9 protein-coding genes and 1 riboswitch are annotated in these 12944 nt (G+C 61.4%); all 9 genes read left to right on the forward strand.

Annotated elements, in window-relative coordinates:
• Positions 1-84 precede the first annotated feature (84 nt).
• The 9 genes from ACZZZU_RS15140 (at position 85) to ACZZZU_RS15180 (ending at position 12943) form a co-directional block, all read left to right on the forward strand.
• Positions 85-2373 (forward strand): ABC transporter permease subunit, encoded by a 2289-nt coding sequence (locus ACZZZU_RS15140; RefSeq protein ID WP_463551082.1) that lies wholly within the window; start codon positions 85-87, stop codon positions 2371-2373.
• 3 nt (positions 2374-2376) lie between these two features.
• The gene (gene pstA, locus ACZZZU_RS15145) at positions 2377-4056 is read left to right on the forward strand and encodes a phosphate ABC transporter permease PstA (protein ID WP_463384388.1); all 1680 of its coding nucleotides are present in this window, start codon (positions 2377-2379) and stop codon (positions 4054-4056) included.
• Positions 4057-4159: 103 nt separating this feature from the next.
• On the forward strand, positions 4160-4993 hold the full coding sequence (pstB, locus tag ACZZZU_RS15150; protein WP_122492357.1) for a phosphate ABC transporter ATP-binding protein PstB: 834 nt from the start codon (positions 4160-4162) through the stop codon (positions 4991-4993).
• Positions 4994-5141: 148 nt separating this feature from the next.
• Positions 5142-5873 (forward strand): phosphate signaling complex protein PhoU, encoded by a 732-nt coding sequence (gene phoU, locus ACZZZU_RS15155; RefSeq protein ID WP_122450000.1) that lies wholly within the window; start codon positions 5142-5144, stop codon positions 5871-5873.
• Positions 5874-6096: 223 nt separating this feature from the next.
• Complete coding sequence (locus tag ACZZZU_RS15160) at positions 6097-7005, forward strand: response regulator (RefSeq protein WP_122492358.1); 909 nt, start codon at positions 6097-6099, stop codon at positions 7003-7005.
• Positions 7006-7121: 116 nt separating this feature from the next.
• The gene (locus ACZZZU_RS15165) at positions 7122-8021 is read left to right on the forward strand and encodes a peptidoglycan DD-metalloendopeptidase family protein (RefSeq protein ID WP_463551083.1); all 900 of its coding nucleotides are present in this window, start codon (positions 7122-7124) and stop codon (positions 8019-8021) included.
• Between the two features lie 70 nt (positions 8022-8091).
• Complete coding sequence (locus ACZZZU_RS15170) at positions 8092-9942, forward strand: diguanylate cyclase domain-containing protein (protein ID WP_463551084.1); 1851 nt, start codon at positions 8092-8094, stop codon at positions 9940-9942.
• A 735-nt stretch (positions 9943-10677) separates the two neighbouring features.
• Positions 10678-10780, forward strand: a riboswitch (guanidine-I (ykkC/yxkD leader).
• 46 nt (positions 10781-10826) lie between these two features.
• Complete coding sequence (locus ACZZZU_RS15175; RefSeq protein ID WP_463551085.1) at positions 10827-11843, forward strand: ABC transporter substrate-binding protein; 1017 nt, start codon at positions 10827-10829, stop codon at positions 11841-11843.
• 74 nt (positions 11844-11917) lie between these two features.
• Positions 11918-12943, forward strand: a complete 1026-nt coding sequence (locus ACZZZU_RS15180) for a fatty acid desaturase family protein (protein ID WP_463551086.1) — start codon at positions 11918-11920, stop codon at positions 12941-12943.
• The last annotated feature ends 1 nt before the right edge of the window (position 12944 follow it).

Below are 12944 nucleotides of genomic sequence, written 5' to 3' on the forward strand. Positions count from 1 at the left end.
TTGCACTTGGTGTTATTGCTCAGTGGGTTTTTTGCGTCACTGCTTTGTCATGTTTCTGTCATACAGAGCCGCTAGGGTGTGCGCATGAACGATCTGGCAAATTCCCCCATGACTGCGAATTCTTCCTCCGGACGCATTGATTTCAATACGCCCGAGCTGCAACGCAAGCGCCGTATGCGTGCGCTTAAAGACCATTTGGCCCGCTGGTACGTAATGATCGGCGGCCTTTCCGTGCTCGGCGCAATCACGCTGATCTTCTTTTATCTGGGCTACGTGGTGTTCCCCCTGTTCCAGGGCGCCGAGCTGACCGAGAAGAAGGTGCAGACGCCTGCATGGCTGCAACAAGACGCTGGCAAACCGCTGCTGCTCGCCATTGAAGAGCAGAACCAGGTGGCCATGCGCGTTTCCGATAAGGGCGAGGTGATTTTCTTCACCACCAAAACCGGCGACGAAATCAAACGCTTCCCCCTGACCCTGCCAGCCGGCGCCACCGTGGCGTCCATCGGCCAGGCGCAAGCCGGTAACAATCTGGTGGTGCTGGGTCTGTCCAACGGCCAGGCGCTGGTGTTCAAACACACCTACGTCGTCACCTACCCGGACAACCACAAAACCATCACCCCGCAGCTCGATTACCCCTACGGCGAAGCGCCGCTGGCCATCGACCCGCAGGGTCGCCCGCTGGAACACGTGAGCATCAACGCCAACGACGAAACCATGTTGCTCGGCGCCTCCAGTGGCAGCGAGCTGCTGATGCTGTCGCTGACCAGCGAAGAAAACATGATGACCGGCGAAGTTACGCTGACGCAGGACCGCATCGCCCTGCCGCAGATCGCCGACCCGATCAAAGCGCTGTACATCGACCCGCGCCAACAGTGGCTGTACGTGTTGAACGGTCGCGCTCAAGCCGACGTGTTCAACCTGCGTGAGCGCAGCCTCAACGGCCGCTACAAACTGCTGGAAGACGCCGACACTGAAGTCACCGCCAGCGCCCAGTTGCTCGGTGGTATTTCGCTGATGGTGGGTAACTCCAAAGGTGGCATCAGCCAGTGGTTCATGGCCCGCGACCCGGACGGTTCCTCGCGCTTCAAACACATTCGCGACTTCCAGCAAGGCGATTCGGCGATTCTGCAGATCAACCCGGAAGAGCGTCGCAAAGGCTTCGTCGCCCTGGATGCGGCCGGTGAGCTGGGCGTTTACCACAGCACCGCCGAACGCACGTTGCTGGTGGAAAAAATTGTCGAGGGCAAAGGCGCCCTCGCCATGTCGCCACGGGCCAACCGTCTGCTGGTTGAAGCCGGCACCGAATTGCACCCGCTGACGCTGAAGAACCCGCACCCGGAAGTATCCTTCAGCGCGCTGTGGGGCAAGGTCTGGTACGAAAGCTACGACGAACCTAAGTACATCTGGCAGTCGACTGCCGCCAACACCGAGTTCGAGCCCAAGCTGAGCCTGGCACCGCTGACCTTCGGTACGCTGAAAGCCGCGTTCTACGCCATGCTGCTGGCCGCGCCGCTGGCCGTCGCCGCCGCCATCTACACCGCCTACTTCATGGCGCCGCGCATGCGCCGCAAAGTGAAGCCGGTGATCGAACTGATGGAAGCACTGCCCACCGTTATTCTCGGCTTCTTCGCCGGCCTGTTCCTGGCGCCGTATGTAGAAGGCCACTTGCCGGGCATTTTCAGCCTGCTGGTGCTGACGCCGTTGGGCATCTTGCTCGCCGGCTGGGGCTGGAGCCGCTTGCCGGAGTCCATCCGCCTGCGCGTTCCTGAAGGCTGGGAATCGCTGACCCTGATCCCGGTGATCCTGATCGTTGGCACCCTGGCCCTGGGCATGAGCCCGTACATGGAAAACTGGTTCTTCGGCGGCGACATGCGCCTGTGGATCTCCCATGACCTGGGCATCACCTACGACCAGCGCAACGCCCTGATCGTCGGTCTGGCCATGGGTTTTGCGGTGATCCCGAACATCTTCTCGATTGCCGAAGACGCCGTGTTCAGCGTGCCGCGCAGCCTGACCCTGGGCTCGCTGGCACTGGGTGCAACCACTTGGCAGACCATGACCCGCGTGGTGATTCTCACCGCCAGCCCGGGCATTTTCTCGGCGCTGATGATCGGCATGGGCCGCGCGGTCGGCGAAACCATGATCGTGCTGATGGCCACCGGCAACACGCCGGTCATGGAAATGAACCTGTTCGAAGGCCTGCGCACCCTGGCCGCCAACGTGGCGGTGGAAATGCCGGAATCGGAAGTCGGCGGCAGCCACTACCGCGTGCTGTTCCTCTCGGCACTGGTACTGCTGCTGTTCACCTTCATCATGAACACCTTGGCCGAACTGATTCGTCAGCGTCTGCGCAAGAAATACGCAGCGCTCTAAAGGATGAATGCCGTGAAGAAGAATTCTCTCAACGCTTGGTTCAAAAGCGGTTCGCCAGGCATCTGGATGAGCGGCGGCGCGGTGTCTATCGCCGTCATCATGACCATCGGCCTGCTGCTGGTTATTGCCTTCCGCGGTCTGGGGCACTTCTGGCCCGCCGACCTGCTGCAAGCCACTTACTCCATTCCCGGCCAAGCCAGCCACACCGTGGTCGGCGAAGTGGTGCAGGCCGAAGAAGTGCCGCTGGCGCGTTTGAAAGGTGCTGGCTTGCCGGTGCCGGAAAACGGCCCGGAGTTCATGACCCGCGAGCTGCTGAAAGTCGGTAACCGTGACATCTACGGCAGTGACTTCACCTGGCTGGTCGGCGATTGGCTGGTCGACCAGAAGAAGCCGGTTGAACTCATGACGCTAGTGCGCCGCGAGTGGGGCAACTTCTACGGCACGCTGGTTAGCGTCAAGGAAAGCGGCAAGGTGATCGCCGAAGGCGAAGCCGGCTGGCCGACCCTCCAAGAGCGCATCGTTCGCGTCGAAGGCCTGGCCGAGCAACTGAGCAAGCTGGAAAAGAAAGACATCGGCGCGATCAACCATGACCTCGAACGCCTGCGTCTGAAAACCCGCAAGCTCGAACTCGACAAAGCCCTGACGCCTGAAGCCCAGGCCGACATCGAAGCCGAGCGCGCAGAGCTGGACGCCAAATACAAAGGCCTGGAAGGCCAACTGCTGGAGCTGCACCAGGCGGTCGACCGCGACAGCATCGTGGTGCGTGAAGCCGACGGTAAAGAAATTGAAATCAGCCTCGGCAAGATCGTGCACGCCTACCAGCCAAATGGCATGGGCGTGTTCACCAAGCTGCGCATGTACTTCGCCAACCTGTGGGAATTCCTCTCCGACGACCCGCGTGAAGCGAACACCGAAGGCGGCATCTTCCCGGCCATTTTCGGCACCGTGATGATGACCCTCATCATGGCCATGATCGTCACGCCGTTTGGTGTGCTGGCGGCGGTTTACCTGCGCGAATACGCCAAGCAAGGCCCGCTGACCCGCATCATCCGCATCGCGGTGAACAACCTGGCTGGCGTTCCGGCCATCGTTTACGGCGTGTTTGGTCTGGGCTTCTTTGTCTACGTGCTGGGCGGCTCCATTGACCGCCTGTTCTTCGCCGAAGCGTTGCCAGCGCCGACCTTTGGTACGCCGGGCCTGATGTGGGCCTCGCTGACCCTGGCGATTCTCGCCGTGCCGGTGGTGATCGTGGCCACCGAAGAAGGCCTGGCGCGTATTCCGCGTGCCGTGCGTGAAGGCTCGTTGGCCCTCGGCGCGACCAAGGCGGAAACGCTGTGGAAAGTCGTACTGCCAATGGCCAGCCCGGCCATGATGACCGGCATGATCCTCGCCGTGGCACGCGCCGCTGGCGAAGTGGCACCGCTGATGCTGGTAGGTGTGGTGAAACTGGCGCCGTCGCTGCCGGTAGATGGCAACTACCCGTACCTGCACCTTGACCAGAAAATCATGCACCTGGGCTTCCACATCTACGACGTCGGCTTCCAGAGCCCCAACGTCGAAGCGGCCCGCCCGCTGGTTTACGCCACTGCGTTGCTGCTGGTGATGGTGATTGCAGGCCTGAACCTGTCGGCGGTGGCCATTCGTAACCACCTGCGCGAGAAGTACAAGGCGCTGGATCACTAACGTCATCCCCGCGAACGGGAAATGACGAAGTAAAGAATTGAACGACTATTCGCTGACCAGCGCACCGGTCAGCCAAACGCACACAACGCATCGAGGTTTCTCCATGCAGCACGAAGCCCAGCCACACGGCATCAACATCTCTGCCCTTGGCCGTGAAAAGCAGAACCTGACCCTGGCTGAAGAAGCCGTGACCCTGGAAGTGCCCGGCTTGAGCCTGTTCTACGGCGAAAAGCAGGCGCTCTACGACGTCAAAATGAACATCCCCAAGCAGCGCGTGACCGCCTTTATCGGCCCGTCGGGCTGCGGCAAGTCGACCCTGCTGCGCTGCTTCAACCGCATGAACGACCTGGTAGACGGCTGCCGCGTTGAAGGTGAAATCAACCTCGACGGCAACAACATCTACCGCAAAGGCGAAGACGTGGCCGAGCTGCGTCGCCGCGTCGGCATGGTGTTCCAGAAGCCCAACCCGTTCCCCAAAAGCATTTACGAGAACGTGGCCTACGGCCTGCGCATTCAAGGCATCAACCAGAAGCGCGTACTCGACGAAGCCGTTGAAGCTTCCCTGCGCGGCGCGGCCTTGTGGGACGAAGTGAAAGACCGTCTGCACGAGTCGGCGCTGGGTATGTCCGGCGGTCAGCAACAGCGTCTGGTCATCGCCCGCACCATCGCCGTGCAGCCTGAAGTGCTGCTGCTCGACGAACCGTGCTCGGCCCTGGACCCGATCTCCACCCTGAAAGTGGAAGAGCTGATCTACGAGCTGAAATCGAAATTCACCATCGTCATCGTGACCCACAACATGCAACAGGCCGCGCGGGTGTCTGACTACACGGCGTTTATGTACATGGGCAAGCTGATCGAGTTTGGCGACACGGACACGTTGTTTACCAACCCGGCTAAAAAGCAGACCGAAGACTACATCACCGGTCGCTACGGCTAGCCCCTGGCCATGTCAAAGCGCGCCGGGCGGCGTTAGCGGGACTTGCCGTACTCGTTGTACTGTCTGCGTCCCGCTGCCTTGCCCGACACGCTTTGCCAAAGACCAGATTCGTTGAAGTGCCAAACATCCAGTTTCCAAGGGCTAGAACATGATCAACAAAGACAGCCTCACCCACCATATTTCCGCCCAGTTCAACGCTGAGCTGGAAGACGTGCGCAGCCACCTGCTGGCCATGGGCGGCCTGGTGGAAAAACAAGTGAACGACGCCGTTACCGCGCTGATCGACGCCGACTCCGGTCTGGCTCAGCAAGTGCGCGAGATCGACGACCAGATCAACCAGATGGAGCGCAACATCGACGAAGAGTGCATCCGCATTCTGGCCCGTCGTCAGCCTGCCGCGTCCGACCTGCGTCTGATCATCAGCATCTCCAAATCGGTGATCGACCTCGAGCGCATCGGCGACGAAGCGACCAAGATCGCCAAGCGCGCCATCGAACTATGCGAAAGCGGCGAGTCGCCACGCGGCTACGTGGAAGTGCGCCACATCGGCGATCAGGTGCGCAAAATGGTGCAGGAATCGCTCGACGCCTTCGCCCGCTTCGACGCCGACCTGGCCCTGTCTGTAGCCAAGTACGACAAAACCATCGACCGCGAATACAAAACCGCCCTGCGCGAATTGGTCACCTACATGATGGAAGACCCGCGCTCCATCACGCGCGTGCTGAGCATCATCTGGGTACTGCGCTCGCTGGAACGCATCGGCGACCACGCGCGGAACATCGCCGAGTTGGTGATTTACCTCGTGCGCGGCACCGACGTTAAACACCTGGGTCTGGCAAGAATGGAAGAAGAAGTGAAAGGGATCGCCGACAAAGGCTGACCCCACGCGCCCCCCTGTGGGAGCGGCTTTAGCCGCGATGCTTTTTGCGATGTCAAAAAGCTCGAGGCTAAAGCCTCTCCTACAGGTATGCGCAGCACGGCTACAACGCCCGGCCCAGCCCGGGCGTTGTCGTTTTTGTGCACTACCGTCGGGTTCCGTAAGCCGATTTGCCTATTCGCCGCGTGGCGAGGCTATGCTTATGCCATTACTGAAGGGGTGGTCGATGAGCAAAATCAGCGTGCTGGTGGTGGATGACGCGCCGTTTATTCGTGATCTGGTGAAGAAAGGGCTGCGCAATGCGTTCCCCGGCATCCAGATTGAAGACGCGGTTAACGGTCGCAAAGCCCAGCAAATTCTTGGGCGACAGGCGTTCGACCTGATCCTGTGCGACTGGGAAATGCCCGAACTCTCCGGCCTGGAATTGCTCAGCTGGTGCCGCGAACAGCCCGAGATGAAAACCACCCCGTTCATCATGGTCACCAGCCGTGGCGATAAAGAGAACGTAGTCCAGGCCATTCAGGCCGGCGTGTCCGACTTTATCGGCAAGCCCTTCACCAACGAGCAGTTGGTCACCAAAGTCAAAAAAGCGCTGCACAAAGCTGGCAAGTTGGAAGCCCTAATGGGCGGCGCCCCGAAAACCGCCGCCTCGCCCTTTGGCAACGACTCGCTGTCTGCACTCACCGGCGGCAAAGCCGAAGTGGTCAAACCAAAACCTGCTGCGCCGGCGCCCACCGGTTCGGCCGCCGCGCTTCTGGGCGGCGCCGCCAAACCGGCGCCGGCCGCTGCCGCACCATCCGGTCGCGGCCAAGGGCAACTGCGCCTGCCCAGTGGCAGCCTGGCGTGCGTGATCAAAGCGCTGAGCCTGAAAGAGGCCTCGTTGTTGGTGAAACGCCTGGACACCTTGCCGCAAGTGCTGGAAAGCGCCGTGCTTGACCTGGAGCAGGGCGACGGTGGCGAAGTGGCGCGCCTCAACGGCTACCTGCACTCGGTCGCCGCCTTCGAACCCAAACCCGACAGCGAATGGCTGCAACTGATCTTCCGCTTCGTCGACCGCGACCCGCAAAAGCTCGACTACCTTTCGCGCCTGATCGCCCGTGGTTCGGCGCAGAAGCATTTCAGTCCGGGCGCCTAGCCGCGTCAGCCGACCGATGGCGCGAGGCGGTTCACATCGCGACGGCTGGTGTCTCGCGGGCCCCGCGCGGCGCTGCTAATCTTCTCCGTCCAAGAACCCATTAGAACGATGCCGTTATGCTAGGGCGCCTTATCTTTCTCTGTGGTCTGACGCTCGCGGCTGCCAACCCGGCAGCGGCATTGACCATCTACAAATACACCGACGCCAATGGCGTGGTGACCTACACCGACAAAGCCGCGCCCGGCGCGCAGGTGTTCGTGTTTCGCGACCGCATGGTCGAGCGCCTCGACACCCAGGTGAAGCTGGAAACCAAAAAACACGACGCCGGCGAAACCCTCTTGGTACGCAACGACCTCTACGCGCCCGTGGAAATCGAACTGAGCGTGAACAACGCCGTGAACGTGTCCGGTATGCCGGATAAACCGATTCACTGGGTATTGCCGCCGCGCAGCAAAATTCGCCTGCTCACCCTGGCCCCGCGCGACCCCAACCAAGCCATGCGCTACAAACCCAAACTGCGCACGGCGCTGGGCGACCCGCGCTTGCTGCCGATTGCCTACGACTACCCGCTGCCGTGGGTCGGCGGGCCGTTCCGGCAGAGCCAGGGCGCCAACGGCAAATACAGCCACTTCACGCCCAAGGGGCGCTTTGCCATCGACATCGCCATGCCCGAAGGCACGCCTATCGTCTCGGCCCGTGCCGGTACGGTGGTGAAAGTGGAAAACAGCCAGAGCGGGCGCGGCAATAACCCCTCGGGCAACTTTGTGCGGGTGCTGCACGACGACGGCACCATGGGCGTGTACCTGCACCTGATGCGCGGCTCGGTGGTGGTCAACGAAGGCCAGCGCATTGCCCTCGGCACGCCGCTGGCGCGCTCCGGCAATACCGGCAACAGCAGCGGCCCGCACCTGCACTTCGTGATTCAGCGCAACATGGGCCTGGCGCTGGAGTCGATTCCCTTCGACTTCGTGCAGCCGGTCGACACCTTGCCCAACTTTGCCGTGGGCGGTGAGTGAACGGGCCTGCTAGCCTGTGGGCAGAACGTCGGTTTTAGCCATGAACCGACACCGAGGCAAAGGGTGAGCAATGCGGGTACGTGTACAAGTCATAAGCCTGTTGATGTGCTGGCTGGCAGCGTTCAGCTGCCATGCCGCACTGGTGCAATTGCAAGACGACAGCGAGCCCGTGCGCCTCGGCCCACAGCTTGAATACCTGATTCCCCAGCAACCGCTGCAATTCGTCGACGCCCAGCGCTCGCGCGGCTGGCAAGCCGTGAACGCCGAATCGCTGAACCTCGGCCATCAGGAACAACCGGTGTGGGTGCGCATGCACCTGCTCAACCTCGCCGCCATAAACAACTGGCTGCTAGTGGTGGAATGGCCGATTCTCGACCGCGCCGACGTGCGCCTGTACTACCCCGAAAGCCGCAGCTGGGGAAATGTGCAGTCTGCTGGCGACCACATTCCCTTCAGCAATTGGCCCATGGCCGAGCGACAACTGGTGTTTCCCCTGAAGCTGGAAAAGGCCGAGGAAGCCTGGGTCTACATGCGCATCAGCAGCAAAGAAAACGTGCTGGTGCCCATGCAACTGTTCAGCGAAACGCAATTTCAGGCCCAGGAAAAAAGCCTGCGCATGCTGCTCGGCATGTTCTTCGGCGCCATGCTCGCCATCCTGCTCTACAACGCCGCGCTGTACCTGTTCACCAAACACCGCAGCTACATCTGGTACACCTTGTACCTGCTGGGCGTGATCATCTACGAGCTGAGCATCAGCGGTGTCGGCCCGCTCTACGTGTGGCCCGACCTGGGCGAACCGGCGCGGCAGATCTACGCGCTGTCGGCGATCTGGAGCTTCTTTGCCGCCGCCATGTTCGTGCGCGCCTTCCTGCGTCTGTCGCGCTACGGCGGCTGGCCGCTGTGGACCAACAACCTGCTGGCCTTCTATTGGCTGGCGGCCCTGGTGTTGGTGGTGGTCGAGCCGGATTGGGTCTACTGGATCGGCGTCAACCAGGTCGCCCTGGCCTCGTGCATTTTGGCCTTGGTGGTGGCGGTATTCGCCTGGCGACGTGGCAACGGCTCGGCACCGATGTTTATCCTGGCCTGGACGTTTCTGATCGTCTGCACCTTCGTGCATGTGGCGGCGCTGGAAGGCCTGCTGCCGATTAACCAAGTGACCCTGCGCATGCAAACGCTGGGCTTTTTCGTCGAATTTATTCTGCTCTCCGTCGCCCTGGCCGACCGCCTCAACCGCGAGCGGGCCGCGCGGGTGAAAGCCCAACACAGCCTGCTCGAAGCCCGCGAACAGGCCTTGAGCACCCAACAGCAAATGCTCGACGTGCAGCGGCGCACCAACGAAGAACTCGAACTGCGCGTGCAAGAACGCACCGCCGCGCTGCAACGCACCAAGCTCGACCTCGAACAAGCCAACACCGAACTGACCCGCATCAGCCACACCGACGCCCTCACGCAACTGGCCAACCGCCGCTACTGCGACCAGCAACTGGCGCATCTGAACGACCCGGCGTTGGCGGTGCTAATGATCGACATCGACCACTTCAAACGCATCAACGACACCTACGGCCATCCATTCGGCGACACCTGCATCAGCGCCGTGGCGCAGGTGCTCAAACAAGCCACACGGCGCAGTGCCGATTTGGCCGCGCGTTATGGCGGTGAGGAATTTGTAGTGTTGCTGCGCGACAGCAACCCCAAAGACGCGTTTGAACTGGCCGAACAAGTTCGCCAGGCCGTAGCGGGCATAACCCTCGACAGCGGCGTAGAGCCCGTGCAACTCACCGTGAGTATTGGCGTGGCGTGCAACTCGCCTGAGCGAGCGCTGGATGTGCAGGCGCTGCTGAGCGCAGCGGATCGGGCGCTGTACGCCGCCAAGCAGGGCGGGCGCAACCAGGTTCAGGGCGTGGCGCCGTTGCCGGCTTGAAGGGTGCGAGCATCGCCGCTCCGGTGCACGTAGGTTGGGTTGAGCGAATGCGAAGCCCAACGTTACCCGAGGCGCAGGTATTCATTACCGCGTGTGGCTGAGCGTTTGCTTTCGCGCCTTACGCGCGAGTCACTTTTTAGCAGTCGCCCTAAAAAGTAACCAAAAACGGCTTGCCCCTACCTTGGCCCTCCGCTGCGCTGCGGGTTCCCTCATTCCGCCGCCGCTCCGGGGGCACGGCGAGACGGGCCATCCTTGGCCCGACACGCCTTTCGCGGCTCCCGGCCGCTCAACCCCCTCCACGTCGACTCTACTCGGCCTGCGATGAATGGGGCGGGCAGATCAAGATCAAGGTCAACATCAAGATCAAAAGCCCCTCACCCCAGCCCTCTCCCTGAGGGAGAGGGGGCGGGCCAGGTGTGGACGCGGTGGTGGCGTTACGTCACCCCTCGCCCGCTTGCGGGAGAGGGGCTGGGGGTGAGGGGCCTTTGTTCGAGACACCTTCGCTCAAACGCACTGAAACCATGCGCCTTGCCAGCGCCTGGTGCGCCATCTCCAGGCAACGCCGGCCTTACGCTTCCCAGCCTCCCCAACAACCCCTTGAAAACCCGCAGGTTTTCCCCCTCAGCAAAACCCTGGCACCGACCTTGCTACATCCCTACCCGAACGGGATGAGTTATTCGCGTCGGCACCGCCGTCACAACGCTGCTCATGACGCTTGGCACACAGGAGCTGTAACCAGAGGCGAACTAGGGTTCCGGTCCACAGAAGTGGACGCTGGTCCGAGAGTTTTCCGGCCCTAAGGAAGAGGGCTACACGGCGGGAGAAAAGCCCGGGAGACGTGATGTCATCCCGTGCCTGTTTCCCTAACGTGTAGGAGTGTTGCCATGACCACGCCGTTGTCTCGCTTCAAGCTTCCTCTGTTGCGCAAAAGCCTGCTCGGGGCTTGCCTGGCCGCTGCCGCCAGCCTGTTGCCGGTCACTTCTCACGCCGTTGAAAAACTGAAAATCGGCACCGTTGTCTGGGCCGGTTACGCGCCGTTTTACGTGGCCGACAAGCTCGACCTTTACAAACCCCACGGCCTGAAAGTCGAGCTGCAGTTTTTCAACGACCCAGCGTTGATTCCCACCGCCATGGTCGGCGGCGCGCTCGATGGCGGCATGTTGACCTACGACCAGGTCGTCGGCGGCGTGGCCAAGGGCCTGAAGCACCGAGTGGTCATGCCCATCGACTTCTCCAACGGTGGCGATGCCATCGTGGCTGACAAATCCATCGCTTCGGTGAAGGACTTCAAGGGCAAAAAAGTCGGCTACAACCCGCTGTCGCCCTCTGACTTTCTGCTCGCCTATGCGTTGAAGTCCAACGGCATGACCGAGAAAGACATCAGCCCCGTGAACATGACCCCCGAAGGTATTCCCGGCGCCATGGCGTCTGGCAGCTTGCCGGTTGGCGTGACCTACGAGCCAAACGTGTCGCAGATTCTTGGCATGCCGGGCGACAAGTTTCACGTGGTGTATTCCTCCAAAGACGCCCCGGGCCTGATCACCGACGTGCTGGTGTTTGACGAAAAAGTCATCGCCAAACGCAAAGTCGCCATCAACGCGCTGATGCAGGGCTATGTCGACGGTCTGGCGTATATCAAAAGCCACCCGGAAGAGTCCGCCGAAATCATCGGCAAGGTGCTCGGCGTCAGCGCCAAGGAAGCGACCGTGCAAATGAGCGGCGTGTACAACATTCCGCTGGCGGAGATGAGCAAGAACTTCGAAAAGTCCGACGCTACCAGCTCCTTCTTTGGCAGCGGCGCGGTGATTGGCACCTTGCTCAAGGACAACGGCCAGATTCCCGCCGTGCCGGATTTCGCCGCCACGTTTGACGCGTCCTTTGTCGAGGCGCTGGCTAAGTAAGCCGGTATCGATGTCACGTTGCCGGTGCGCAACCCCCTGCGCACCCACGCAACGCCGATGAGACAGGAGCCATCATGTCTGCTCAGATTTTCCGCTACGCCGACGGGAAAATTCCCAATTCACTGGCGTTCGCCTATGTATTCGCCGCCTACTTCGGCGGCCTCGCCCTGCTGTTTCCCGCCCACCTGGGGCTGAACCTGCTCGGCACCTTATTGCTCGGCCACGGCATGATCATCGCGGCCTATCTGATTCACGAATTCGCCCACGGCACCATTTTCGCGAAGCCCAAGCACAACGAATGGGCGGGCGAGGTGTGCAGTTGGCTGTGTGGCAGTTGCTACGCGGGGTTTCAGTACCTGCGCAAGAAACACATGCGCCACCACGTCGACCGCGCCGACGTCATCACCTTCGACACCAAGGCGTTTATGAACGCCTGCCCGGCCTGGCTGCGCAGCATCATTCTGGCGGCCGAGTGGATGTACATCCCGGCCATCGAACTGGTGATGCATTACTACGTGGTGGTGCTGCCCTTTATCACCACCGACGAAAAACACCGCGCCAATCGCAAGAAAGTGCTGCTGACCCTGGCGATCCGCTCGGCCTTGTTCGCGCTGCTGGCGGCGGTGTCGGTGAAAGCGCTGGTGCTCTACGCCGTGGCCTGGATGTTGATGCTCACAGTGCTGCGTTTTGCCGACGCCTATCAGCACACCTACGACGCCTTTGCCGTGCTCGAAGACGGCGGCGCCATTCCCGAAGACAAAGTGCGCGACCGCGTTTACGAGCAGCACAACACCTACAGCAACGTGGTCTCGGCCCGTTGGCCGGCGCTCAATCTGTTGCTGCTGAATTTCTCGTACCACAACGCTCACCACGAAAAACCGGTGGCGCCGTGGTATCGCCTGCCGGCGTTGCACCGCGAGCTGTATGGCAGCGATTACGCCCAGGTGCTGCCGATGCGCCTGCTGCTCAAAAGCTTCCATGAGCACCGTTTGCGCCGCGTGCTGGATGACCACTACGGCGAAGTGGCGGCGCCCGAGCAACAGCGGCGCGCCGATGGCTTTTACGGCGCGGTGGGCGTGTCGTTTCTGACGGCGGTGTAAA

The organism is Pseudomonas sp. AC136, assembly GCF_979258585.1.